This is a genomic window from Streptomyces rectiverticillatus, assembly GCF_013394065.1.
Lineage (GTDB): Bacteria > Actinomycetota > Actinomycetes > Streptomycetales > Streptomycetaceae > Streptomyces > Streptomyces rectiverticillatus.
In genome coordinates, this window is sequence record NZ_CP040752.1 from 6,827,507 (window position 1) to 6,852,448 (window position 24,942).

Annotated in this window: 19 protein-coding genes and 4 pseudogenes; 13 read left to right on the forward strand and 10 right to left on the reverse strand. The window is 66.6% G+C overall.

What is annotated here, in order from left to right; all coding sequences use genetic code 11:
* Positions 1–33: 33 nt before the first annotated feature.
* Positions 34–1,005: pseudogene (locus FGW37_RS29535) on the forward strand (M4 family metallopeptidase); the annotation flags it as partial.
* 112 nt (positions 1,006–1,117) lie between these two features.
* A complete protein-coding gene (locus tag FGW37_RS29540; RefSeq protein WP_179083868.1) occupies positions 1,118–3,211 on the forward strand; it encodes a nuclease-related domain-containing DEAD/DEAH box helicase in 2,094 nt (697 codons plus the stop codon).
* 20 nt (positions 3,212–3,231) lie between these two features.
* Here the strand turns inward: FGW37_RS29540 and dhaK are convergent, their stop codons facing one another.
* Complete coding sequence (gene dhaK, locus FGW37_RS29545) at positions 3,232–4,224, reverse strand: dihydroxyacetone kinase subunit DhaK (protein ID WP_179083869.1); 993 nt, start codon at positions 4,222–4,224, stop codon at positions 3,232–3,234.
* Between the two features lie 1,196 nt (positions 4,225–5,420).
* Here dhaK and FGW37_RS29550 point away from each other — a divergent pair.
* On the forward strand, positions 5,421–5,933 hold the full coding sequence (locus FGW37_RS29550) for an NUDIX domain-containing protein (RefSeq protein ID WP_179083870.1): 513 nt from the start codon (positions 5,421–5,423) through the stop codon (positions 5,931–5,933).
* A gap of 47 nt (positions 5,934–5,980) precedes the next feature.
* Here the strand turns inward: FGW37_RS29550 and FGW37_RS29555 are convergent, their stop codons facing one another.
* From FGW37_RS29555 to FGW37_RS29565, 4 genes are all read right to left on the reverse strand, one after another.
* Positions 5,981–6,451, reverse strand: coding sequence for a protein kinase (locus FGW37_RS29555; protein WP_246430625.1), 471 nt, complete (start codon positions 6,449–6,451; stop codon positions 5,981–5,983).
* Positions 6,400–7,281, reverse strand: coding sequence for a hypothetical protein (locus FGW37_RS33540; RefSeq protein WP_246430626.1), 882 nt, complete (start codon positions 7,279–7,281; stop codon positions 6,400–6,402). The genes FGW37_RS29555 and FGW37_RS33540 overlap by 52 nt, the downstream gene beginning before the upstream one ends.
* Complete coding sequence (locus FGW37_RS33545) at positions 7,253–7,690, reverse strand: type I restriction enzyme subunit R domain-containing protein (protein WP_246430627.1); 438 nt, start codon at positions 7,688–7,690, stop codon at positions 7,253–7,255. The genes FGW37_RS33540 and FGW37_RS33545 overlap by 29 nt, the downstream gene beginning before the upstream one ends.
* Positions 7,691–8,084: 394 nt before the next feature.
* Positions 8,085–9,350, reverse strand: a complete 1,266-nt coding sequence (locus tag FGW37_RS29565; RefSeq protein ID WP_179083871.1) for an IS701 family transposase — start codon at positions 9,348–9,350, stop codon at positions 8,085–8,087.
* Positions 9,351–9,814: 464 nt separating this feature from the next.
* Here FGW37_RS29565 and FGW37_RS29570 point away from each other — a divergent pair, with 464 nt between their 5' ends.
* Complete coding sequence (locus tag FGW37_RS29570) at positions 9,815–12,607, forward strand: hypothetical protein (protein ID WP_179083872.1); 2,793 nt, start codon at positions 9,815–9,817, stop codon at positions 12,605–12,607.
* A 188-nt stretch (positions 12,608–12,795) separates the two neighbouring features.
* Here FGW37_RS29570 and FGW37_RS29575 read toward each other — a convergent pair.
* The 3 genes and pseudogenes from FGW37_RS29575 to FGW37_RS29585 all read right to left on the reverse strand — a co-directional run.
* A pseudogene (locus FGW37_RS29575) lies at positions 12,796–13,405 on the reverse strand (IS5 family transposase); the annotation flags it as partial.
* 509 nt (positions 13,406–13,914) lie between these two features.
* Positions 13,915–14,649, reverse strand: coding sequence for a hypothetical protein (locus tag FGW37_RS29580; protein WP_179083873.1), 735 nt, complete (start codon positions 14,647–14,649; stop codon positions 13,915–13,917).
* 10 nt (positions 14,650–14,659) lie between these two features.
* The gene (locus FGW37_RS29585; protein WP_179083874.1) at positions 14,660–16,417 is read right to left on the reverse strand and encodes an Hsp70 family protein; all 1,758 of its coding nucleotides are present in this window, start codon (positions 16,415–16,417) and stop codon (positions 14,660–14,662) included.
* Between the two features lie 530 nt (positions 16,418–16,947).
* On the opposite strand from FGW37_RS29585, the pseudogene FGW37_RS29590 reads away from it, so the two are divergent.
* The 3 genes and pseudogenes from FGW37_RS29590 to FGW37_RS29600 all read left to right on the forward strand — a co-directional run.
* Positions 16,948–17,151 (forward strand): annotated as a pseudogene (locus FGW37_RS29590) (IS5/IS1182 family transposase); the annotation flags it as partial.
* A 46-nt stretch (positions 17,152–17,197) separates the two neighbouring features.
* On the forward strand, positions 17,198–17,605 hold the full coding sequence (locus tag FGW37_RS34260) for a hypothetical protein (RefSeq protein ID WP_425506616.1): 408 nt from the start codon (positions 17,198–17,200) through the stop codon (positions 17,603–17,605).
* Between the two features lie 102 nt (positions 17,606–17,707).
* A complete protein-coding gene (locus tag FGW37_RS29600) occupies positions 17,708–18,823 on the forward strand; it encodes an IS110 family RNA-guided transposase (RefSeq protein WP_246430628.1) in 1,116 nt (371 codons plus the stop codon).
* A 61-nt stretch (positions 18,824–18,884) separates the two neighbouring features.
* Here the strand turns inward: FGW37_RS29600 and FGW37_RS33555 are convergent, their stop codons facing one another.
* Positions 18,885–19,079 carry a helix-turn-helix domain-containing protein gene (locus tag FGW37_RS33555; RefSeq protein ID WP_246430629.1) on the reverse strand — a complete coding sequence of 65 codons (195 nt, stop codon included), beginning with the start codon at positions 19,077–19,079 and terminating at the stop codon, positions 18,885–18,887.
* Between the two features lie 736 nt (positions 19,080–19,815).
* Between FGW37_RS33555 and FGW37_RS29610 the strand changes: the two are divergent.
* The 3 genes and pseudogenes from FGW37_RS29610 to FGW37_RS29620 all read left to right on the forward strand — a co-directional run bounded on the left by FGW37_RS29610 (position 19,816) and on the right by FGW37_RS29620 (position 22,226).
* A pseudogene (locus FGW37_RS29610) lies at positions 19,816–20,747 on the forward strand (IS5 family transposase).
* Between the two features lie 89 nt (positions 20,748–20,836).
* Entirely contained in the window at positions 20,837–21,310 is a 474-nt protein-coding gene (locus FGW37_RS29615) for an NUDIX hydrolase (RefSeq protein ID WP_179083876.1), read from the forward strand.
* A 119-nt stretch (positions 21,311–21,429) separates the two neighbouring features.
* A protein-coding gene (locus FGW37_RS29620) for an IS5 family transposase (RefSeq protein WP_246430876.1) occupies positions 21,430–22,226 on the forward strand; the annotation gives its coding sequence in 2 pieces (ribosomal slippage) (positions 21,430–21,765 and positions 21,768–22,226; 795 coding nt in all).
* 9 nt (positions 22,227–22,235) lie between these two features.
* Here FGW37_RS29620 and FGW37_RS29625 read toward each other — a convergent pair.
* A complete protein-coding gene (locus FGW37_RS29625) occupies positions 22,236–22,559 on the reverse strand; it encodes a DUF6191 domain-containing protein (RefSeq protein ID WP_179083877.1) in 324 nt (107 codons plus the stop codon).
* Between the two features lie 162 nt (positions 22,560–22,721).
* Here FGW37_RS29625 and FGW37_RS29630 point away from each other — a divergent pair, with 162 nt between their 5' ends.
* From FGW37_RS29630 to FGW37_RS29640, 3 genes are all read left to right on the forward strand, one after another.
* Positions 22,722–22,991: an acyl-CoA thioesterase family protein gene (locus tag FGW37_RS29630; protein ID WP_179083878.1), complete on the forward strand. Its 270-nt coding sequence runs from the start codon at positions 22,722–22,724 to the stop codon at positions 22,989–22,991.
* 208 nt (positions 22,992–23,199) lie between these two features.
* Positions 23,200–24,396 (forward strand): serine/threonine-protein kinase, encoded by a 1,197-nt coding sequence (locus tag FGW37_RS29635; RefSeq protein ID WP_246430630.1) that lies wholly within the window; start codon positions 23,200–23,202, stop codon positions 24,394–24,396.
* Positions 24,393–24,929, forward strand: a complete 537-nt coding sequence (locus tag FGW37_RS29640; RefSeq protein ID WP_179083880.1) for a hypothetical protein — start codon at positions 24,393–24,395, stop codon at positions 24,927–24,929. The genes FGW37_RS29635 and FGW37_RS29640 overlap by 4 nt, the downstream gene beginning before the upstream one ends.
* The last annotated feature ends 13 nt before the right edge of the window (positions 24,930–24,942 follow it).

The following is a 24,942-nucleotide window of genomic DNA, read 5'->3' on the forward strand; positions in this document are numbered from 1 at the left end:
CCCGCGAGCGCCCGCGCCGCCGGTGAGCCGGCCACCGGCACCGGTTGCGGCAGCTACGGCAACGTCACGCTCGACACCACCCGCAACACCACCACGGGTCTGTACGAGCTCAACGACCCCGAGCGCGGCAACCACAAGACGTACGACATGAAGGGCGCGACCACCGGCAGCGGCACACTGTTCACCGACGCCGACAACGTCTGGTGCGAGGGCGGCCGGCAGTCCGACGGCGTCGACGCCCACTACGTCCAGGCCGTCGTCTGGGACTACTACCTGCGCACGCACGGCCGCAAGGGCGTCTACGGCGACGGCCGCGGCACCTGCAGCCGCGTCCACTACGGAAACGACTACGCCAACGCCTTCTGGGACTCCGGCAGCCGCTGCATGACGTACGGCGACGGCGCCGGGAACGGACGGACCGTCATCACCATCGAGACCGGCGCGCACGAGATGACCCACGGCGTCACGGAGGCGACCGCCAACCTGACCTACAGCGGCGAGTCCGGCGGCCTCAACGAGGCGACCAGCACCATCTTCGCCGCGGCGGCCGAGTTCTTCGCGAACAACCCGAGGGACCCGGGCGACTACCTGATCGGCGAGCGCACCGACATCACCGGGAACACCGTGAGCGGCCGGATGGACCACCCTTCCAAGGACGGCCGGTCCAAGGACTACTGGTACCCGGGCATCGGCGGCATCGACGTCCACTACTCCAGCGGCCCCGCCCACCACTTCTTCTACCTCCTCGCCGAGGGCAGCGGCCCCAAGGTCATCAACGGCGTCCCCTACGACAGCCCCACCCACGACGGCAAGCCCGTGGAGGGCATCGGCCGGGCGGCCGCCGAGAAGATCTGGTACCGCGCGCTCACCGCCCACATGACCTCGAACACCGACTACGCGGCGGCCCGCGGCGCGACCCTGCGCGCCGCAGCCGATCTCTACGGCACGAGCAGCAGCGAGTACGCGACGGTCGCCGCGGCGTGGGCGGCGGTCAACGTCAAGTAACACGCCGTGCAAGAGGCCCCTCCGCGTCAAGCAAGAGCCCTCCGCGGCCACTCCGGTGCGTTATACGATCATTACTTTACGTCCGGGGCGGTCAGGGAGGGGCGGAGCATTCATGGGCGCGGGGGGATCGGCGTGGAAGCGGGCGCAGGAGGCCCGGCGGTACGAGCGCGAGCTGCGCGAACAACTCAGGGCGGCCCAGTGGGAAGTCCGTAACTGGGAAGCCGCGAGCGAGGGCGAACGCAAGGTCGCCGCGAAGCTGCAGGTCCTCACCCGGCGCGGCTGGCGCCTGCTGCTCGACCGGCGCTGGCCCGGCACCCGCTCGGCCAACGTCGACATGCTGCTCGTCGGCCCCGGGGGCGTCTTCGTCATCGACGTCAAGAACTGGCGACACGCCCCCGAGGCGGCCGACGGCCACCTGACGGCCGGTGGGCGCACGTACGACCGTGAGGTCGAGAAGCTGCTCAAAGTGACCCGGCTGGCGGAGAACGCCGTCTCCGCGCGGAACCTGTCACCCGTGGCCGTCCAGCCGCTGATGGTCTTCGCCGGCCGGTCCGTGAACGCCCGGCTCGGCACCGTACGGCTGCTGGGGGAGCGGGACGTGACACCGGCGCTCGTCGCCGAACGGCTGCGACTGCGCCCCTCCGAGGTGAAGGCCGTCGCCGACCACCTGGAGCAGGTGTTCCGCGACTACGAGGACACCTCGCCGCGCACCGGGCCCGCAGCGTCGGCGGCGCCCTCCGCGGCCGGGCCCGAGAACGCGCCCTTCGACGATGCGCTCTTCGACGTGGAGGGGATACGGAACGCGGCCGTGGAAGCCGCCCGCAGCGCCCCGATCGAACAGTGGATGACGTTCCTCCACCCCGACCAGCTGGCCCTCGTACGCCGCAACTGGTCCGGCCCCGCGCGCGTCAGCGGCCCGGCGGGCACCGGCAAGACCGTCGTCGCCCTGCACCGCGCCGCGTACGTCGCCCAGCGCACGACCGGCCGGGTCCTCTACGTGACCTTCGCCAACAACCTGCCCCGCGTGCAGAGCACGTTCCTCAGGACGATGGCCCCGGCCGTCGCCGACCGGGTCGACTTCAGCAGCCTGCACGCGTGGGCCGGGCAGTTCCTCCGCGACAGGGGCGTCGCCGGCCGGCTCGACCCCGACAAGGCCGTGGACGCCTTCAGCCGGGCCTGGCAGAGCCACGGCCGCGGCACGGTCCTCGAAACCCTCGACCCGGTACCCCGGTACTGGCAGGAGGAGATCGACTACGTCGTCAAGGGCCGGGGGATCACGGCCTTCGAGCAGTACGCGACGCTGCGGCGCGTACGCCGCCGCACCAACCTGCGCCGGGCCCACCGCGAGGCCGTGTGGGCGCTGTACGAGGAGTACGAGCGCAACCGCACCGGCAAGGGCGTGCACGACTTCAACGACATCCTCGCCCTCGCCCTCGACGAAGCCCTCGCGCACCCCGGCGCCACCCCGTACACCTCGGTCATCGTCGACGAGGTGCAGGACCTCACCCTCGTCGGCGTACGCCTCCTGCACGCGCTCGTCGGTGACGCGGGCAACGGCCTGCTCCTCGTCGGGGACGGGCAGCAGGCCGTCTACCCGGGCGGGTTCCGCCTCTCCGACGCGGGCATCGACGTGCGCGGCGACCGCGGGCAGGTGCTGCGCAAGAACTACCGCAACGCCAAAGAGATCCTGGACGCCGCCCTCGCCGTCGTCGCCGACGACTCCTTCGACGACATCGACGGCACCCCCACGGCCGGGCGCCGCGACGTCGACCTCGCCTACGGAGACGGCCGGGTCACCCGGTGCACCGCGGCGACCCGGGCCGAACACGACGAGGCACTCCTCGCCGCCCTGCACGCCCTCGGCCCCGAGGCCTGGCCCGACTCGGCGGTGCTCTGCCGCACCGGAACCGAGCGGGAACGCTACCGGCGGCTGCTCACCCGGGCCGGCATACCCGCGATCACCCTGGAGCAGTACGACGGCCGCCCGGTGCCCGGCGTGAAGCTGGGCAGCTACCACCGGGCCAAGGGGCTGGAGTTCAAACACGTGCACCTGCCCGACCACGACGCCCCGGCCGCGGCCGGGGCGGGTGACGGCACCGACGACGGCGTCGCCCGCGAGCGCCGCGAACTCCACCGCAGCCAGCTCTTCGTCGCGATGACGAGGGCGAGGGACACGCTGTGGCTGGGATCGGTGACGCGGAGCTGAGGCGGCGGGCAGCCGGCGGGTCAGCGCCCCCAGCGCAGCCCGGGCGTCTGCACGGGCGCGTCCCACAGCCGCAGCAGCTCCTCGTCCACCTGGCAGAGCGAAACCGACGCGCCGGCCATGTCGAGCGAGGTGACGTAGTTGCCGACGAGGGTCCGCGCCACCGGCACGTCGCGCTCGCGCAGCACGCGGTGCACCTCGGCGGTGAAGCCGTACAGCTCCAGCAGCGGCGTCGCTCCGGCCCCGTTCACCAGGGCCAGCACCGGGCCGGTCGGCTGCAGGTCGGCCAGTACGGCGTCCACGGCGAAGTCCGCGATCTCGCCCGACGTCATCATCGCGCGCCGCTCCCGCCCCGGCTCGCCGTGGATCCCCACGCCGAGCTCCAGCTCCCCGGCGGGCAGGTCGAAGGTCGGCCCGCCCTTGGCGGGAGTGGTGCACGAGGCCAGGGCCACCCCGAAGCTGCGCGACGCCTCGTTCACCCGCCGCGCGATCGCCTCCACCCGCTCCAGCGGCGCCCCCTCCTCGGCGGCCGCACCGGCGATCTTCTCCACGAAGAGCGTGGCGCCGGTACCGCGCCGCCCGGCGGTGTACAGGCTGTCCTGGACGGCGACGTCGTCGTTGACGAGCACGCTCGCCACCTGAATGCCCTCGTCCTCGGCCAGCTCGGCGGCCATGTTGAAGTTGAGGACGTCACCCGTGTAATTTTTCACGATGAACAACACGCCCTTGCCGCTGTCCACGGCAGCGGCGGCCCGCACCATCTGATCGGGCACCGGCGAGGTGAACACCTCCCCGGGACACGCGGCATCCAGCATCCCGACCCCCACGAACCCCCCGTGCAACGGCTCATGCCCGGACCCACCTCCCGACAGAAGCGCCACCTTCCCGGCCACGGGCGCGTCCCGCCGCACGACGATGCGCCGCTCGACGTCGACACTGAGCTCGGGATGAGCAGCGGCCATACCCCGCAGGGCGTCGGGGACGACGGACTCGGGAACGTTGATGAGCATTTTCACAGCGGGCTCCTTCAGTAACGGAGGGTTAGGTCACTGACCTGCATTTCCGCAGGTCAGCTGCAATGAAGGGAGTAATTGATCTTGGCGGGCTCTGGCGGTCGGTGGCGGTCTGTGGCGGTACTGATGCTGACCCAATGCTGACTTTGCTGACGGGGCATCAGGTTAATGGTGAACTACTCAGCGTGATGGGCCTAGGGTACTGAGGCCGGTGCGCTGAGAAACTCCGGTGTCCCAGGAATTGAGCCCCATCAGGTGGAGACCTCCCTGACTGCTGTCGTGAGCGCGGCAGCCAGGGTGAGAGACCCCGCGAAGGTGATGGCTGGGCGAGTCGGAGTTTGTGGGATATGTGGCCTGATTGTGGCGGGCCAGGTAGCTGGCCGTGCCGGCGTGCAGCGTCCGGCGATAAGAGTGATCGGGACGCAACCGACCATGATCAAGCCTGTCCGAACGGACACGGTGGTTCGTCGGGGTGCTCGTCCCAGCGGGTTACGTTCGTCATGAAGTTTTCCACCTCGCGGCGCTGACCTGCGCTGATGCTTGTTTCGGCGCCTTTCAGGTTCGTGCCGCGTTATGTAGTCGGTTCTCCCCGCGCGCTCCCCAGTACCGTCCATACTCCCCAGATTCCCCCCAGAATTGGCCATGCTGCGGGGCAACGGCGAAGAGGGAAGCCAGTCGCTCTGAGACGGCACCGCAGGCACGTTGAGTGATTGGCGCAGGTAGGACAGAGCTCTCCAGCAGGTCCGGATCTTGGTATGTGATGCCAGCAGAGGGATCTTTCCTGCGGTACTACATGGCACAGGTTGTAAGGACCGTCCAAGGGCGTCTAGGCCAGTCCAGTGTGGGGGAGAAATCGCAGGTCAGGACCTCCCGGTACGGGAGAGTCCGCCCGTTTCGTGATAGCTGTGTGACTACGGGGGAATACAGCGAAGCCCTGTCGGGACCATCCTGACGGGCCTCTGCCGCGGAGCTGTGAGAGACGAAGCCGCACCGAAGCGCTCCGGTGCGGCTTCGTTGTGAGATCGGCTGCGCTGGCGCGCACAATGCGGTCGGTGTCTCGTGCGGTCCGTGTGCCTGTGACGCTTTCGGGGGCTGATTTGCGATCGCACCCGCTCATCCGTCCGCACGAGGGATACGTGCCCCTCCTGGGCACCGCTGCAGGCAGGCGGCTGTCAGGGGCGTCCGACACAATGCGATTCATGAGTGAACTGGTGGAACGCGTTGACGAGTATGGTCAATACGTGGAGGTGGTGGACCGTAGTGACGCAATCCGAAACGGGTGGCTGCACCGGATCGCTGCGACCGTGTGCTGTGATAGCCGAGGGCGCATCCTGGTCCATCGGTGGGCCCTGAACTTGGCTCGCTTCCCGGGCCAGTACGAGCTGATGTTCGGCGGTGCGGTAACCGTCGGCGAGTCGTATCAGAGCGCTGCGTCTCGAGAACTGGCCGAGGAGACGGGCATGGACGTGCCGGTTCGTTTCGTCGGTGCCTTCCTCAACCGGAGTGGTCTCAGCCCGCATTGGATGGGTGTGCACGAGGCTGTCATCGGCAACGAAGTAGTCCAGCGCATGCGCCTCGACCCGGGGGAGGTGACTTGGTGCGGCTGGCTCACGCACCACGAACTCCGTGAATTCATCGGTCGGCACACGTTCACTCCGGACAGCCACGCGGTGCTGGCCAGGTACCTCACGGTGCCGATCGCCCGACCGTAGCCGATCGGCTGGCTGCAGCACACACGGTTCGCGCTGGCTCGTTCCGCTCAGAGGGCCGGGACGCTAAGGACAGAGGCGATCTGTGCGCCGACGGCCGCGGCCCAGGAGGCGGGGACCGTCTCGCTTTCGTAGTCGGTCTCGTCGATGAAGGTCTGTAGTTCGCGTCCCTGCAGGAGCTGCATGATGACGAACAGCCGTCCGCTGGGCTCGTCGGTGCCGGTGTCGTAGACGGCCGGCACACCCAGGTGTTCAATGCCGGCGGTGATCTGGATCTCGCGCAGGAATCGGGCGCGGCGGGTCTGCAGGGTCTCTTGGAAGGCCGCACCTTGGAACCCGGGCGGGACTGGGCTCTCGGCCAGCATCATCTTGACCGCGACCCGGCGGTCCAGTTGCTCGTCGTACGCCTGCCAGACCTCGCCTATGCCGCCCGCGCCGATGGGCGTGTGCAGCCGGTACCGGCCCGCGATCACGCGGGCCGGTACGCCAGCGTCGAAGCTCGGCGTGCCGCTCTGCACCATGCGAGGTCCCTCTCTGCGTGGTTGGAGCGTGACCATCCCGTTCGGCCTCTTGCCTGACGTGCTGCAGAGCACAGGCTATGCGGTCGGCGGTTCCGCCCGACGGCTTCCGGACGACTTGATCTCGGCGGCCCGCTGTTCGGTGGCCCGGCGCTCGGCTTCACGTCGGACCGGCCGCCGGATGAGCTGTACGCCTGCTGCGTCGCGACCTGCTTGAACAGGCGGTTGACGTCGGCGTCGTCGAAGTAGCGGACCCTCAATGCGTCGTTGGACGCCGCCTGGTCGATGACGATCCGGTCGAGGTCCTTCTCCAGTTCCCCGCCGAAGACGTCCTGGTCCTGGTGCAGGGCGATGGCCCGGAGTTCGGGGTCCTCGCTGACGGCGACAACGAGCTGGCCGAGCAGGATCTGGTCGGTGGTGGACAGCCCGGTCCCGTCCTCGTCGTTGACGGACTGGATCACCTCGGCCAGCGACATCTCCTCCGCCTCGGCTACCGCGACGGCCGCCTCGGGTACCAGGCCAGGCAGTACCTGCGCGCCCACTGCCTCCAGGCGCAGCTCCGGGGTGCCCGTCTGAGCGATGCGCATGTGATTCGGAGCGGCCGTCCCTATGTCGGCGACGGCGCTCCGGGCGGGCGTGGGCAGGCGGCGCAGCAGGAAACGTCCGTACTGATAGAGCCGTTCCAGTTCGAGGTTCTCGAATCCGATGACGTGGGAGAGCCAGCCGTACGCCTTGGTGTAGGAGTCCAGGGCGGGGCGGAATTCGGCGGCGGTGTCCGGTTCGGTGGCGCTGAGCGCATTGAAGCTAGTCCAGGGCGGGCTGCAAATAGCCATAAAGGCGGGCATGGGCCTTCATGATGGCCATGTCGGTGGCCGAGCCGCCCTGGAAGGCAGCGAAGTATGCGGTGACGAAGGTGTCCATCTCAGCTTCCACCAGGAGCTGGTAGGCCATCACCTCACGTTCACGGTCGAACAGCAGATTGGGGTCGGTGGGCTCGCTGACCGACGCCTCGTAGTACTGCTGGAAAGCCTGCTCGATGTCCTCGGGCCGGTTGGCGAAGTCGAGGATGAACAGGTCCTCAGTGGTCTTGAGCCGGTGGGTGCGGTTGGGCCGGGAAAGATTCTGCACCGCGGCCAGCTTCACCAGGATCTTGTCCACGTACATGGTCGTCGGCAGTGGCTGGTCGAAGCCGGTCTGGTACTTCTCGGCAACGACGAGGATGCGATGTTCGGGCTTCGGCACCGAAGGCGGGTTCGGGTCGTCCGCGCGGGTGTGGCCGAAACGCGCCGGCAGTTCGCGTTCGGGGAGGCCATTGAGCTTGGCCTCGGTGTACTCGATCCCGTCGAGGGACAGTGCCTTGGAGAACGCGACCAGGGTGCCGCAGTCGGTGAAGCCGCGCTGGTCGATAGTCGGCGGTACCCGTGCCCCACATCGGCGCGGTGGCGGTGACGTAGTCGCCCATGGCCTTCGCTATCGCGGGGCGCGGAAGCTGGCCAGTGGGGGTGCAGATTGCTCCGGTGCCTAGTAGGGCTTGGTCAGGTTGGTGTGGGTGTGGGTATGTCGCGGTGACAGGTGGGGCAGGCGCCGGTCCAGGCGGCAAGGAGGGTCTGCAGTTCGCGGACGATCCGGTAGAGGCTCAGGCCGGCGCTGTTTCTTTTGGGGCTCGGGCCAGGCGCTGGAGGGTGCAGAAGGCGTGGGCAGCGGAGACGAGGGTGACGTGGTGGTGCCACCCGTTCCAGGTCCGGCCTTCGAAGTGCGCGAGTCCCAGGGCCTGTTTCATCTCGCGGTAGTCGTGCTCGATCCGCCAGCGGAGCTTCGCGTACCGCACCAGCGTGGTCAGCGGTGTGTCGGCGGGCAGGTTCGAGAGCCAGAACTGGGCTGGTTCGGGCTCGGTGGCGGGCCATTCGGCCAGCAGCCAGCACGCGGGCAGTTCCGCACCGCGGGATGCCTGGCGGACCTTTCGTCCGGCGGGGCGGATCCGCAGGGCGACGAACCGCCCGTACATACGCTTCAGGCCGCTGCGGCCGGTGCCGGGACGGGATCCCTCACGCCATTGCACCGACCTGGCCGCGTACCGTCCGGCCTCGGTGACCAGCTGTTTCACGCTCCCGGCCCGGCCGGGGTACTTCGCCGTCGGCGGGCGGCCGGTTCCGCTGTAGGGCGGGACAGCCAGCACCGCGTCACCAGGGTGTGCGGTCACCGTGGTGGAGATGCCTACGACGTAGTGCAGTCCGCGTTCCTCGAGGCCGAGACGGAAGTCAGCGCTGTCCCCGTATCCGCCGTCGGCGACGGCCAGGGGCACGTCGATGCCCCAGGACCGTGTCTCGTCGATCATGTCCAGGGCCAGCTGCCACTTCTCGACATGACCGACGCCGGCGGGGATGCCGCACTGCGAGCGGCGGGCCACCTTGACCGGGTCGGCCTTCGGGGAAGCCGGGTCCCAGGTCTCCGGGAGGACCAGACGCCAGTCAACGGCGGCCGAGGCGTGATCGGAGGCCAGGTGAAGCGACACGCCGACCTGGCAGTTGGTGACCTTCCTCGCGGTGCCGGTGTACTGCCGCGACACACACGCCGAGGCGTCACCGTCCTTGAGGAAGCCCGTGTCATCGATGATCAACGCGGTTGGCCTGATGGCCTGTTCCATCTTCCACGCGAGCCGGGCCTGTACGTGTGCCGGGTTCCACGGGCTGGTCGTGATGAAGTGCGCGAGGGCCTGCCGGTTACCATCCCCGCCGAGCCGGGCTGCCATCGGCTCGACCGACTTGCGCTGCCCGTCCAGCAACAGCCCGCGCAGATACACCCCGCCCCACCGGCGCTGATCCGCCCGCGCGAACGGCTCGAACACCTCCTCCGTGAAGTCCTCCAGATCACATCGGACCGCAGCCAGTTCCTCAGGCGTCACATCCGATCAACGGAACAACCGATCATCAGGACACTCCACCGACGACTGAACCTGACCAAGCCCTACTAGGGAGTTTACGAGAAACCCGCGGTGCAGGATCTGTTCGTCGCCGCGAGGGCACAGGCAGGCAGTGCTGGCAACCGCGGAATTGGTGAAGGTGTGTGGGGGATACAGGGCAACCCTTCGACCCACCAGCCAGGGCAGGATGCCACACCGGGCAGTAGGGTCCCTTTTCGGGATCACGTGCGGCACCTGCCGCCGTGCGTGATGCGACCATCGGGAGCGTCGGGCGAAGCGAGACAGGGGTACTGGGTGCACTTTGTGTGTGGGGGGAGAGAGTGGACGTGAAAGAATTCTGGGAAGAGATCGACGCAGGTCACAGGCTTGTGGGTCCACCTCCAGATCTTCCTCCGCCGCTTATGGTGACAGCCCCGCTTCTCCTTCAGGTAGAGCAGCTGTCCTGGGTGAGTCTCGAGCATCTGATCGTGGCGCTGGCCCGTGAAGTTGAGGGTGCGGTCCGGTCCAGGCTGTACGGCAGGAACGGGCAGAAGCAGCACGGCATCGATGTCGTGGGTTACTTTGACGATGGCAGTCTGACCGTCTATCAGGCTAAGCGTTGGCAGAGTTTCACCGCCGATGCCCTCTCAGATGCGGTTCGGATGTATGCCGAAGGAACCCGCCCCTTTGACGCCTCTCGCTTCGTGCTGGTCACCACTGCCTATACTGGCGACACCGCGGTGGAGGATCGGCTTCATCAACTGCGTACGGAGTATCACCCACTCGACATCGAACTTTGGGGCCGTCAGCAGCTTTCTGACCTGCTCTTCCCGCGGCGTGCCTTGGTTGCCCGGTTCTTCGGGCGGGCCACGGCAGAGGTGTTCTGCGCAGAGGGCCTGGAGCCCGCCATGCAGCACACTCATACCGTGGTGGGCTCCCCGATCCGGGACTTCACCGATCCATTCGCTCTGGAGGTACACCGTGTCATTGAGGTCGAAGCAAGGGATCCCGGTGACCGGCTGTCCCCGCTGCCGGCCTACATCAGCCGGGAACACGACATGCGGGTGGGCCAGCTTGTCGCACGGGCCATCGACGAACAGAGCGCTCTAGTCGTACTCGTTGGCGAATCCTCCACGGGTAAGACACGAGCATGCTGGGAGGCCATCCAAGCGCTGCCTGGCGACTGGCGACTCTGGTATCCGATTGCTCCAAGCCCAGCGGAGGCACTCCTAAATGGCGTGCTGTCCGTCGGGCCGAGGACGGTGGTCTGGCTCGACGAAATCGAGCCCTACCTGGCGTCGCCTCAGCTGGGCGAGCAGGCGGCCGCGGCACTGAGGGAGCTACTCAAGGATCCCACCCGGGGCCCGGTCGTGGTCTTGGGAACAGCCTGGCCGGAGCACTGGGAAAGGCTTACCCTGCCGCCGGCTTCGGGCGCACCGGATGGGCACCGAGAAGCCCGCTTGCTGCTTGCCGGCCACAGTGTCCTCGTTCCCCGCTCGTTCGATGAGCAAGCTCTGCTGGAAGCGCGCAGAGCAGCACACGAGGACCGGCGGTTGGCAGAGGCACTTCGCCGAGTCGGCGACGGGAGGATTGTCCAGTACCTCTCTGCCGCTTTCGCTCTCGTGGAGCGCTATACGACTGCCCCTGCCCCTGCGCAGGCTGTGATCCATGCAGCAATGGATGCCCGCCGGATCGGATGCAGTGGAGCACTGCCTCGTACGCTGCTGGAACTGGCTGCCGTCGGCTATCTCACCGATCACGAATGGTCCGCTCTGAGGGAGGGTTGGTTCGACCAAACCCTCTCCGTGCTTCAGCAGCCCTGCCGTGGTGCGACCAGTCCTCTCAGTCTGGTGCGCCCCCGTCCCGGTCAGGCAGTTCACGCGGAACCCCATTTTCGTCTTGCCGACTACCTCGATCACCATGGACGGTCGAGTCGGGCGACCGGGCCTGCTTCGGCTTCACTCTGGAGTGCGATTCCCGAACATGCAGAGACGAATGATCTTGTCGGGCTGGCCTGGGAAGCCCGAAACCGCGGTCTCTTTCGACACTCGTTCCAGCTCCATCTGCGTGCCGAAGCCGCGGGCATCGAAGGCACTGCTTGGCTCGCGGGCGATCTGATGGAACGAGCCGAGCAGCACCAGGAAGCCTTGCGCTGGTATCAGCGCGCAGTCGAGTCCAGGGACGAGGACGCCTATGCGAACCTGGTCGAGCTGTCGGAGGCTTTCGGCCAGAAGGATGAAGTAGTCAACCAGCTGACACGACTGGCCGAAGCCAATGATGAGCTCGCGCTCTCCTGGGTCGTCGAGCTGACAGCGGACTCACGCAGTACGGATGAGACCATCTCCTGGCTCGGCGGACTCGCCGACCGCGGTGATGCCGCTGCCGCCCGCGAAGCCGCTGAGCAGCTTCAGCAGAACGGCCGCCCAGCAGAGGCGCTTGAGTTCTACCGGCGAGCAGCGCTTTCTGGAGACGCACTCGCGATCCGGCAGTCCGTAGGAATGGTGTGGGACACCGATGGTGCTGATAGGGCCCTTGCCTGGCTGAACCAGCTGGCTCAAGGGGGGGCCATCGACCTGATGGTCAAGGCCAATACACTTGCTCAGGCCGGTCGTTCGGTCGAGGCGCTCGCGTCCTTCAAGCGTGCGGCAGACGCTGGCCATGACATGGCCTTCGGTGTCGGAGCTGAACTGGCCGTGAAATGTGAAGGACTCGAGCAAGCTGCGACGTGGTTGGAGCCATTCGCGACGGCCGGCCGGTCATTCGCCTCGGCCGCATATCTCGGAATCCTCATGGAGGCAGAGCGTTCTGACGATGCGCTGCGCTGGTGCCTGGATCCCGAGAGGCGTGTGGACATGGCAGTGCTCCACACGGCCGCCGAGCTGCTGGTCGCGTCGGGGCGCGAGGACGAGGCGCTGCGTTGGCTGGGCTCCTTGGCTGAGCAAGGACATGCCTTCGCCCTCTGGCGCATGGCAGGGCTTTTCGAACAGCTTGGGCGGGTTGACGAGGCAGTGTCGCGCGCGAAGCAACTCGCTCAAAAGGGCCACACATCGGCGCTCCATCTCACGGCATTCCTCACTGCGCGGCAAGCCAACGGCGAGGAGGCAGTTTCCTGGTACAGGAAGGCAATCCTGGCGGGAGAACCGTTTGCTATCGCCGAGATGGTGGATCTATTGAAGGAACTAGGGCGTCACGATGAAGGCGATCGCTTGCGCAAGTATGGTTTGGAGGCCGATGGGCAGATCGCTAGCGGCGCGGGCTGAGCTACTGCCGGCGTAGCTTGGGAGCGCACTGCTGGCGTGCTCGAGGCTCGGTGTGGATCCTCCGAAGTGACCGTCGGGATGAATGGGCGAGGCCGTAGTCCCGCTGGCCAGGGCCAGTGGAACTTGATCGGCTGACGGTTCGTCCACCCGGACCGTTCACTGCAGGCGAAACTCCGCTCTACCACTCAGCGGGTCTTGCCCATGCCTGAGCCGTGCGGCACACCTATGCGGGCGATCTTCGGGGTGATCCCTCGGCTACGAAGCAATCGCCGGAACTTGTCGAAGTCGTAGCCGCGGGCGGCGAACAGCCGCTTGGGCTGGTGACGGGGGCGCCCTCGGCGGCCGCAGATGCGGGGAATGGCGTCGAGGAGGGGGATGGGCTGGGTGACATCGTGTCGGTTTCTGCCGGTCAGCGACACCGCGAGCGGAGTGCCGTGCTGGACGACGATCAGGTGGTGCTTGCTGCCGGGACGGCCTTGGTCGACCGGCGACGGTCCTGTGTGAAGCCCCCTTTGAGGGCGCGGACCTATGAGCCGTTGACGGCGCAGTTGTCCATCTCCAGCAGGGCGGCATGCAGCTGGGGCCAGATGTCGGCTTCGGTCCAGTCCCGCAGGCGACGCCAGGCCGTGACGCCGGAGCAGCCCACCACCTGACGTGGCACGTCACGCCAGGCCACTCCGGGACGCAGCACGTAGAGGATGCCCGCCAGGCAGTCCGGTCGGGTATCCGGCGCCGTTCTGTGTACCAGTGCCGCCGCTCGGGGTGTTGCGGCAACAAGGGAGCTAAACGTGCCCACAGGTAGTCAGAACCATCTTCTGGCGTCTACGTGGTCCATATCGCTGTTGTCCATGCAGGTGGGGCCGTCGTGGTCCAGGCGCGTCGACAGTGTTGGTGACAGCAACGTGACACGTGACGGTCACTGAGGCCCCCGCCGGGCAGGTGCCGGCGGGGGCTCTACGCGCGGCGGTTGGCAGCTGCCGCAGTCTGGAACGGCCCCTTTGGGGCCATGCATGGGCGTCACGGCATTGTTTGAAGCAGCGGTTGAGCACTCCAGGGTGATCCGGCACCGCAAGGCGCATGCCTGCGGCGTGTAACGGCGTCACACCCACCCCTCCAGTGCAGTCCGTTCCTAATCCAACAGCGTTAGCTCGGCCGGCGGCCGCCCCATACGTGCCACGAGGCAACTCTGCCCACCTGGACAGGATTCCTGACTCGGCAGACTAAGCGGTGGGCCTGGCGGTCGTCGGCGTGTCGTCCGCCGCCGGGGACAGGACGGGTCGGAGCCCACGCCCATGGGCCCCTGTCCGTCAGACGGTATAGACGAGCTGGCGGCTGTAGATGCGCCCGTTGACGAGGTACGCCGGCGCTACGAGGAAGGAGATCGGCGCATCCGGGTCGCACGACGCCCAGGCTTCTTGTCTGCCAGAGTCCAGGGGCGCTCCTACGGCGTGGGCGTAGCCCCATTCATGTGCGAGTCCGACCTTGCTGATGCGCTCCGTCAGGGTGACACAGTCGGTCCGCAGCCGGTTGATCACGGCCTCGATGCCGGGGTCTTCCCCTAGACGAAGGGACTGCTGGATGGACCAGCTGGACGCTGGCCTTTTGTCCAGGAGCTGTCGGATGAGCATGGACATGAGGTGCGCGGTACGCTCCCGGCGGGGCCGGTCCGTGTCGAGGTCGGTTCTGTCGCTGTACTGGCGGGCAAAGTTCTGGAACTGCTGCTCAATCAGTGTCCGGGTCTGGCGAGAGAGCTCCTGGTGCTCGCAGTGCTGTGTCCCCGCGAGATCGTCGCGTCGATCGAGTTGGGCGGCAAGGAGAGTGCCGAGCTGCCGTTCGAGGCGGCTGATGTGCGCCCACATGCGTTGATGCTCGGTGGCCCCGCGTCGCACCTCGAACTCCAGCGCGTCGATCTGCTGAAGGGCGGTCTCCAGGGCTTCTTTGGTGCTTGGTACGGGGGCCGGGGGGATGCACATGTCCGTGTCGACCTCTGTCGGCCAGCTGGCAGTCTGCCGCGGGGATTGCCCGGGCTCAAGGAAGATCATGGGTCTCGGATCAGTAGTTGGAATGGAAGCGGACCTGTGTAGCGGCTTCGCCGCCTCCTTGCACCAGTTCGGAGCGGACTTTGATCTCGGTCTCGCCGAACTTCATGAAGGTGCGTACTCCGCGCTCTTTCCGGTCGAAGCGCATGACCGGGCCGAGGTCGATGGTGACCTCTGCCATCTGGTCGCAGCCGTCGTCGGTGACGTATCGGGGCTCGGTGTCCCGGGTGGCGAAGACGCCGAACGTGATCCTCTTCTGGTGGTCGAACAAGGGGAAGATCACGTGGCAGACCTCGGCGTCCGTCGGCACTGACTGTCCGGCTGTGGCGAAGACGTTGAACCTGTCCACGCACTTGTCCCCGTCCGGTGTGCTCAGCCGGGTCGATTCAGGGTCGATGCCCTCTTCAAAGGGCATCGCGGTGTCGATGCCGTAGGTGAACCGGCTGCGGCGGGCGCGGGTCTGCGGGTCGTAGCAGAAGTGAACAGCGCCGGCCAGGACGGCGATGTCGGGGTTCGGGGGCACGACGATGGTGGCACGGGTCGCGAAGCGCTCCCTGATGGCCTGCTGGAGGTACGGCGAGTTGCTGAAGCCGCCGGCAAGGACAATCATGTTAGGGGCGTCGGGGTCGCTCTGAGCGGATTCCATCTGGTTGAGCTGCGTCTCGATGAGGCCGAGGGTGCCCGGTACGACGGTGTCGAAGAGCGCGTGCAGTTGCGCAGGGGTGAGGACGATGGCGTCGTCGACCTTGTTCTGGCGGCGGGCCAGCCGGCGTCGGCCCGCCGCCCCCAACTTCCGGTCGATCCCGGTGGGGATGAGGAGGTTGATGTTCTCCTCTTGGTCGAGTCTCACCGCGACCTTGGCGCGTTCCCACTGGTCGATCATGTGCAGCAGGGCATCGGGGCACGCCTCGCGGATGTCTTCCATGACGTCCTTGCCGAAGCCGTCTAGAAGGTATTCGCTCTCGACTCGGCGGTTGAGGAAGTCCGAGCCGAGGCGGTCGCCCAGGGATCGCCCGATCTCGATCATCTTGCCGTCCTGGTCGTTCTGGTAGGCGGTGATGTCGACCGTGCCGCCCCCGCAGTCAACGACCATGAAGCGAGCGCCCGGGGCCATCAGCGTGGAGCCGGCGTGGCCTTGGCGTGCTCCGGATACGCGGGCGTAGTGGGCGGCGGCTTCGGGTTCCAGAGAGAGAAGGACCCGACCGTCTTCGCCAGGCAGCCCGGCGTTCTTGATCACATCACGGTAAATGGCCTTCTGGTAGTCGGTGAAGCAGGCGGGCACCGTCAGCACCCAGCGGACGTCGTCCTCGTCGTAGCCGCTGGCGATGATCTGTTGAAGCATCGTCTGCACGACCTGGCGCAGCAGCATCGTGAGCAGGTTCGCGGTCAAAAGGTCACGGGAGCTCACGCCGCAGGCGTTATCGGTGCGTTCGGGTTCGGAGGTGTCGTCGACCGGGCTTGCGCCCTCCTCCAGAGCGCCGAGATCCATCTTGAAGCCGTGGCAGTACTTGGCTCCTACGGTGCGCAGGGCCACGCCCTGGGTGAGCCACATGCGCCGGGCATCGTAGCCCCACGCGATCATCTCGCCGCTGGCGTCCAGGAGGAGCGCCGAGAGGTTCTTCACGGTGGGGCCCGGCTGCGATTCCCAGTTGTTGAAGAAGTGGATCTTTCGCGTTTCGGGAGACTCGTTGTCTGGTGAGGACGTGGTCCAGCCTCCGCCGATCGCATACGTCCCGATGTCTACAGCGGCGAAGACGCGCGCGTCGAACACTGTGCGTTCCTTACTCGGATGGCGCCGCGGGATGAGTTCCCTGGGCGGGTCCGCCAGTGGCGGAGCAGTCAAGGTGTCCCAGGGGGCGGCTGCGCCTTCAACTCCCAGCCCTGGCAGGAACACGATATTCACCCGAGCAGACCAATGAGACTGTGCAATTTCGAGCATTCTGCGCATTTCTGCACAGCGTGTTGACCTGCGGTTCGCCGTCGACGGTTCTACGCTGCCGCGCATGGAACCGGATAGGCGCAACATGTCACATACGTGCGTGCCGGGGTCCCCAACCTGGATCGCACCGGCGCCGAAACCCGCGGCCGAAGCGGTGATCCGTGCGAAGCTCACGGAGTACCGGCGCATGTGCCAGGAACGGGATCGCCTGATCCTGGAAGCGAAGAAGGGGGGCTTCTCCGAGGTGGCCATTGCCGAGCTCTCAGGACACTCACGCAACACGGTGCGGAGTGTCTTGAAGAGCCACGGGATCTCTTAAGCGTTGTCTCGTAACTGCTGGTCAGAGGTTAGATGATCTTGCCGTGGTTGGTGTGATTGCGGTGTCGGAGCCCTCCTGGATAGCGCTACTCACCGGGCTGAGCCTGCGGCAGTTCGGCAAGCTGGTCACCGCACTGCGACGCGAGGGTGCCGACCCGGTCCGCAAGGGCCGGCCCCGGAGCTTCCCGCTTCAGGACCGGGCCTGCTGGTGCGAAAGCAGCCGCACTTTCCAGCATGCGGTGCCATTGACGGCCCCTCGACCTCGGCCGCACCGCTGCCGCCACCCCCATCGGGATGGGCTATCGGGTCTGCGGACGCTTCGAGTGCCCACAGCGGGCGGTGCCGCTGCTCGGCCAACTGCGGATCGGACCCGATCACCGGCACGTTGATGCGCTGCCCCGTGGTGCAGACAGTCGTGGAGGAGCTGCACCGGTCGTGAAGCAACATGAACGAAGATGTTTGCCTGTGCGCCGCATAACGATCGGCCGGAGTCAGATCCGGGATGTTCCAGGAGTTGGGACTGAGCATGCTCGGTGTTTCTGGGTGGGGTGCGGTGACGGGCGGAAGGATGGGTGGGTGCTGTCCCGGGTCCGGGGTCTGACTCATGACTCGCCTGACCAAAGTGTCCCGATCACACATTGTCGGCCGTTGGCCAGGGATGGCGCGTTGTCGGTGCCGGGCCGACGGAGCGTGTCCCGATAGGGGCGGGCCTGCCGATTGTTGTGGCGTCCTCACGATTCTGACCGTCCGACGCGGCCCGGTACCGGCAGCGCGACGCGCCATCGGACCGGAAGGGGAGCGGACATGCCCACATCGACCATGTCCAGTACGCTGCCTGCTCCGCAGAGCCACCGTCGCCGCCCTGCGGAGGAGGTGGTTTTGGGAGTGGACACGCACCGGGATGCCCATGTGGGTGCGGTGCTCTCCATGATGGGGGCGGTGCTGGCCACCGGCGAGTTCCCGGCCACCGCGGCGGGATACCGTGATCTGCTGACGTGGGCCAGGAAGTGGGGAGCCGTCAGGCGGGCCGGTGTGGAGGGGGCCGGCTCCTACGGGGCGTCCCTGTCCCGCTATCTGCTGGCCCAGGGCATAGACGTGCTTGATGTGAATCGGATGGACCGGTCAGATCGCCGTCGGCGCGGCAAGTCGGATCCGCTCGATGCCCAGAACGCGGCGCGAGCCGTATTGACCGGACGGGCCCGCGCCCGGGCCAAAGCGGGCGACGGACCGGTGCAGATCGCGAGAATGTACAAGCTCACGAAGGCGTCGGCGGTCAAAGCCCGTACCCAGGCCATCAACCAGCTCAAGTCCGTCCTCGTTACTGCTGACCCCGCCTTGCGGGAAGAGCTCGCCGGACTGGGTGATGCCGAACTCTTCCGTACCTGTGCGCGGTTCGCCGACGCGAGCAATCACGAGGACGTCGGCGAGGAGTCTGTGCTGCAGGCCACTCGGATCACGCTGGGGCTGTTGGCTCACCGGATCGATCAGCTTTCCGAGCAGATCCGGGATGTGGACGCTCGTTTGGTCCGGATCGTGGAATGTCATGCCCCGCAGCTGCTCGACGTGGTCGGGATCGGTCCGGACACGGCCGTCACGTTGCTGATCACGGTGGGGGACAATCCGGAACGGCTGGACAGTGAGGCGTCGTTCGCCGCGCTGTGCGGGGTCAGTCCCGTCGAGCGTTCCTCGGGACGCTGGCAGTTCCGTCGTCTCAACCGTGGTGGCGACCGGCAGGCCAATGCCGCGCTGCATCGCATCGTGTTCACCCGTCTGCGGGTCGACCCGCGCACTCAGGACTATTACGAGCGCCGGATCAAGGAGGGAAAGACCCGTCGCGAAATCGTCCGTTGCCTGAAGCGCTACGCGGCCCGGGAGGTCTTCCACCTGGTCAGACAGCTACAGCCAGGACCCCGCTCATAGGGGCTGTGATGCGACGAACCCCCGCCGGGCGGCCTACGGCGGGGGCTCGTCGCATCGCGGACTATGACGGTGCGCAGTGTTCGGCGCGGGCGCCGCTGTACTCCGGCTCTCCGCTGTCGAGTACGCGGAGCAGGGAGGCGGTGACAACACGCGTCTTACGGCCGATGCGTATCACGCGGCAGGGGAACTCCCCGTGACGGACCAGGTCGTAGCCCTTCGCCCGCGAGAACCCGAGGGCCTTGGATGCGTCCTCCACGCTCCCCGTCCCGCTCCAGGTGGCGCGGATGTGTGTAGGGCTGTACTGGGCACCTTGTTGCTCGCTAGTCTGACTGCGCAATGCGGATTCTCCAGTTCCTTTCAAAGTGATGCTGTTTACATTCCGGCGTGTCGAAACCGCAGGAAATGTAGGGCTCTCATGCCTGTGGTTGGTCAGTAATTCGTGGTGTCGGGGCAGGAAGCGAGAACGGCAGGTGGCGTGGGCGAGGTCACTGTGCATCGCGCGCTGAGGTCGATATGGACATCCGGGTCAAGTGATGCAACTCGCCCTTGCTTCCGGCATGGTATTGCCCGGAGCGTGACGAGACTCGGTACCTCGGCATGGCGCCCCGGAGGTCCGGCTGCGTATTCGAAAGATCTTAAGCGCGCCCGGGATCTTTTCCGCGCAAGGCGGCGTGAAGCGCTGACGGTGTGCGGTGGAATGAATGGGTGAACGTCTCGTCAGCACCTTTCGACGTACGGGCAGGTAGTGGCGGTGGACTACCAATGATGCGCGGGATCGCCGGTTTGGCTAACCGGCGATCCCGCGCTACGTTGCTTGTTTCGGAGCGATCTGCTCCTTCAGATTCCTGCGTGTTCGCTCGCGTGGCCGGCCCTCTCTGGAGTTGGCCAGGGCAGGATCGGCGTAGGGCTTCACGAGACGACAGCCAACCCTGTGGCTAGGACTTGTCCGGTCGATCATGTGACGAGTCCCTGACGGGGTCGTTGGTGTTGGCATGGGGCGGGGTGATCTGACTAATGTGGAGTGGGAACGGCTAAGGCCGTTTCTGCCGGTAAGTAACAGGTGTTGTGGCAGATGGCGGGATCACCGGCAGGTGATTGACGGGATTCTGCACCGGGTTCGGACCGGCGTGCAGTGGCGCGACCTACCCGAGCGGTTCGGGCCGTGGAAGACCGTCTATGAACGTCACCGGCTGTGGTCGGCCGACGGGACGTGGGAGCGTCTGCTCCAGCAGGTACAGGCCGCCGCCGATGCCGCGGGCGAGATCGACTGGGACGTCTCGGTTGACTCCACCATCGTCCGCGCGCACCAGCACGCGGCTGGTGCCCGCACCGATCCCCTCCGGTTTCGGCCTGAAAGGGGGCCGAATCGCCGGAACACCAGGGCGAAAGCGCGTGGCAGAGCCTCGTCGCCCGCCTGGTGGAGGTGGTGCTGGAGGTGAGGGCCTGGGCCGCTCGTGGGGTTGGGTTCACCAGCAAGCTCCACCTGAGCGCGGACGGCCGATGCCGTCCGCTGTCCCTGATCGTCACACCCGGGTAGTGGGCGGACTGCATTCAGTTCAAGTCGGTACTGGAGAAGATCCGCGTTCCGCGGACCGGCCTGGGAAGACCCCGCAAGAAGCCCGGCAGCCTGGCGGCGGACAAGGCATACAGCAATGGGCCCTGCCGTGATTACCTGCGACGGCGGGGCATCCGGCACACCATCCCGGAGAAGATCGACAGCCAGGCCGCCCGCCTTCGCAAAGGCTCACACGGCGGACGGCCACCGGGCTTCGACGCAGAGATGTACAAGAAGCGCAACACCGTTGAATGGGCGATCAGCCGCTTGAAGCAGCACCGGGCGGTCGCCACCCGCTACGACAAGCGCGGCTATGTCTTCCTCGGCACCGCGACAGTGGCAGCCCTCGTCATCTGGCTGCGAACGTAACCGGCGGGACAGGTCCCGGGTGACGGGCCAGTAAAACTAGCGACGCGCGGGTCTTGGGCGTTGGGGTAGCGTCCGGTGGGGAGGTTGGGATGAGTTTCCGGCTGGCGGCGTACGCCGTGTGCATCGAGGACAGGCGGGTGCTGCTCGCCTGTCACGTACCACCGAAGGGCGAGACCAACTGGACCCTTCCGGGCGGAAGGGTCGAGCACGCGGAGGATCCGTTCGACGCGGTGATCCGGGAAGTCGCCGAGGAGACCGGCTGCGACGCGGTGGTCGAACGCCTGCTGGGAGTGGACTCAAGGATCATCCCCGCAGCCGAACGCACCATCCCCGGCGGACCAGAGCACCAGAATGTCGGCATCTTCTACCAAGTCCGCATCACCGGCGGCCAACTCCGGCCGGAGCCGAACGGCGAAATCGCCGAGTTGACCTGGACTCCGATCCCCGACGTCGCTGGCCTGCGCCGGTCATCACTTGTCGACGTCGGCCTCACCCTGGCGCAGACCCTTCCGGTGACCGGCCACGTCGCGTCCATCCCGGTCGGCGGCCTGATCCAGCACTGAGGCAACCACCAACATCTACCCGGCCTGCTTGACCGTCACCTGGCTCACATGATCGGCCGGACACGCCCTAAGAGACGGTCTCAACTGGCTTGATCGTTAGGGTTACGGTCGTGACGGCGATGGTGGAGCGTCTGGTGCCGGACGGATTGTGGGAGTTGTTCCAACGGGCGGTCCCAGCCGCTCCGGTACGGCCCCAAGGCGGACGTCGACGCAGGTATGGGGATCGGCAGGTGCTGGCGGCCATCGTGTTCGTGGCCACGACGGGCTGTACGTGGCGTCAACTGCCGGCGGGCTTCGGCCCCTCCGGGCCGACCACACACCGACGGTTCACCGAGTGGAGCCGAGCCCGGGTCTGGGGGAAGCTCCACCGCTTGGTGCTGGACGAACTCGGTGCCCGGGGTGAGTTGGACTGGTCCCGGTGTGCGATCGACTCGGTGAACATGCGGGCCATGAAAGGGGGGACCTCACGGGTCCGAATCCTGTAGATCGCGGCAAGAAGGGATCAAAGATCCACTTGATTACCGAGCGGACCGGTCTGCCTCTCTCGATCGGCGTCTCCGCCGCGAACACCCACGACAGCCAGGGCCTGGAACCGCTGGTGCGGGGGATTCCGCCGATCCGCTCTCGACGCGGACCCCGCCGGCGGCGGCCCGACAAACTCCACGCCGACAAGGGATACGACTACGACCGCCTTCGCAGGTGGCTCCGTTCCCGCAACATCACACCACGCATCGCCCGCAAAGGCATCGAGACCTCCCATCGGCTGGGACGCCACCGTTGGACCGTGGAGCGGACGGTGGCGTGGCTGGCCGGCTGTCGACGCCTGCACCGCCGCTACGAGCGCAAGGCCGAACATTTCCTGGCCTTCGCTGGGATCGCGGCCACCCTGATCTGCTACCGCAGGCTCACGCCGTGAGCCAGTCTTTCAATGGCGCTTACGGACAACCGCTGTCCCTGCGTCCAGGTCGATCCCCATCTGCGGTGGAGCGCCGTCGAGCGTGTCATCTCGCAGTACCAGTTGCTCCTGGCGCCGCTCAAGCTGCACACGCTTGTTGGCGTTCAAGAACGCATGCAGCTCATCGGTGACTGTGGCGCCGACACCCACCCCGCTGCTGGGCGTCCGAGCCCGCAGGAGGCGGCACAGCCACTTGGGGCGCCCGACTCGGACCAGTACGTGCCGGACCGACGCCAGCATGAAGGGGACAAGCACTAACACCGCCATGGTCAGCAGTCCCGACATCATCATCATGCTGCTTCAACGTCCCGACCTTGCACACGGTTCCAATGAGCGACACCGCCCCCACGTAAGTGCCCGACCTAAAAGCTGGGCCAGGAGCGCCATTTGAGATGACCTCTAACCACGCACGAGGTCGTTCGGGCCCGCCGGGAATCAGCTTGCGCGTTCTGGCGCTTGACGCCGCGGCTCACGGTGCTCGCCGACGCTTTTTCTGCGGGCCCTTACCGAGCCGCTCTTCGCACAGGGGCGAACCTGTCGGCGTACACGTCTGGATCGTTCAAGGCCGGCGCCGCGACGTTCAACCTCACGTACGAGATCTGCGACGCCGACCATCTTGATGCCGAGGTCGCGACGACGATCGTCGCCTACAACTTGGACGCAGGTCGTCCCCGCAGGTTCGCGGATTCAAGCGCTCGTTCATTGACACGCTACAGCGATTTCTGATCGTGATCCGCTGCGCAGGGATGCGGTCGTCGTGCCACGAAACCCTGTCGGGCGCATGGGCTGTGACGGACCGGTCCTTCGCCCTCCGTTGCCGCGAGATCTGGCACGACTACCGATGGTCGTCTGTCCGGACGCGGGTAGTGTCGACTGCACTTCAACCTTGGTCATGAGGCGTTACGCTCTGTGGGGGGGCAGAGGGGGGAGATCGGTGGAGAGCGGCGAAGTGCTCAACAGTCGCTACGAGTTGGTTCGGCGGCTTGCCGACAGCCGTGCCCTCGAAGTTTGGGTAGGGCGGGACCTGAGCCATGGGCAAGAGGTGGCCATCAAGCTGCTGCGCCGCCACGGTGGACTGCGGGCACAGGCCGATGTGGCTGCCCGGTTCAAGGAGGAAGCCGCGCGGTTGGCGGACGTGGACGAACCTCACATTGCTGCCTTGTACGACTTCAAGAGCGACACCACGAGCGACGGGCCTGTCGAGTACGTGGTGTCGGAGTTGGTACGCGGACGAACCCTGGCAGAAGTGACCAGGGACGTGCTGCCGACGCTGCCGAAGGTGGTGGCGCTCACCGAGCAGATCCTTCTCGCGCTACGTGCTGCGCACAACAGGGATGTTGTTCATCGCGATCTCAACCCTGCGAACATCGTGATCGAGGATTCCGGCAACGTGAAGGTGCTGGACTTCGGTGTCGCGCTGCTCAGTGACACGGCGGAGATGGATGATCTCAACGCCGACGTCCCGCTGCCCGCGGCCCCTGAACAGGCCACTTCGGGGCCACAGGACACTGGCGTTGATGTGTACGCGCTTGGCTGTGTGATGTACGAGATGCTGACGGGGACTGCGCCGTTCGGGCGGGATCCGGAACCGGGCCAGCTCTTGTGGAGCACGATGCATGCCGTGCCTGCACCGCCCAGCAACTTCCGTCCGACTGTTCCGGCCGAGCTGGACAAGCTGGTCCTGCGTCTGCTGGCCAAGGATCCCAAGCATCGGCCGGAGAGCGTGGAAGCAGTACTCAACTCGCTCCGCAGGTTTACGCCGGAGACTCCCGCGAGCCCGGCAACGCTCAGTGCAGACCCGGTGAGAAGCGGCGGCTACTACACGCCCGAGAGCCTGGTTGCGGAAGCCGTGTCGGATGCCTATCAGTCGATGCGCCGCGATCTGGTTGATGCGGCATCGCGGAGAGAGATGGACCCAGCGTTAGGGTCCGGAGCCATGCTGGTTAGGGCGGAAGGCGACAGTTTGCCCTCGGACCCGGAGCCCTCTGTCGCGGATGAGGACGCGGCTCCGGCTGCCGCGACGCTGAACGACGCTCTAGCGCGTCTGTTTCTTCGACTAGGCCCACCACCTGAGTCGGCTGAGAAGGAGACTGAACCAGTGGGGTCTGACGGTGGAGGGGCGCGGGGATGACGACAGGACCGGCCGAAAGCCTGCCGGCGCCACAAGAAGATCCGCTCATCAGCGCAGGACTCGGCATCGCTGCGAAGTGGGGTGACGTCCTCGGCCCGGAGAAGCTCGAAGTTGCACTGAAGGCCCTGGAGCCTCAGCTCAAGCGCGAACATCAAGTCCGGCTGAAGCAATTGGACAATCAGCGACTCCGTGCCGAGCAGGAAGCCGCCAGCGCCGAAGCTGAGCGCGAGCGGGCCGCAGCCCTGGCTAAGGCGGAGGGCGAGCGGGCTGCCCGGGACGCGGAGAAGCGTCGCAACCACGTGTTCCGCATGAGCGGGCTGATCACCGGGGCGGTGCTCGCGCTGGCGCTGCTTGGTGCCGGAGTGGCAGTGGCACCGACACAGCCCTGGCTGGCCGCTGGCCTCTGTGGACCGAGCCTCCTGGCTGTTCTCAAAATCGTAGTTCTGCGCCGCAGTGATGCGGCAGATGTGAAGGCCACAGAACGTACGGCCCGGCAAGCGGCCGCTTCCGCAGCGCCGCCCCCTGGCCCGTAGCCGGAATGTCTCG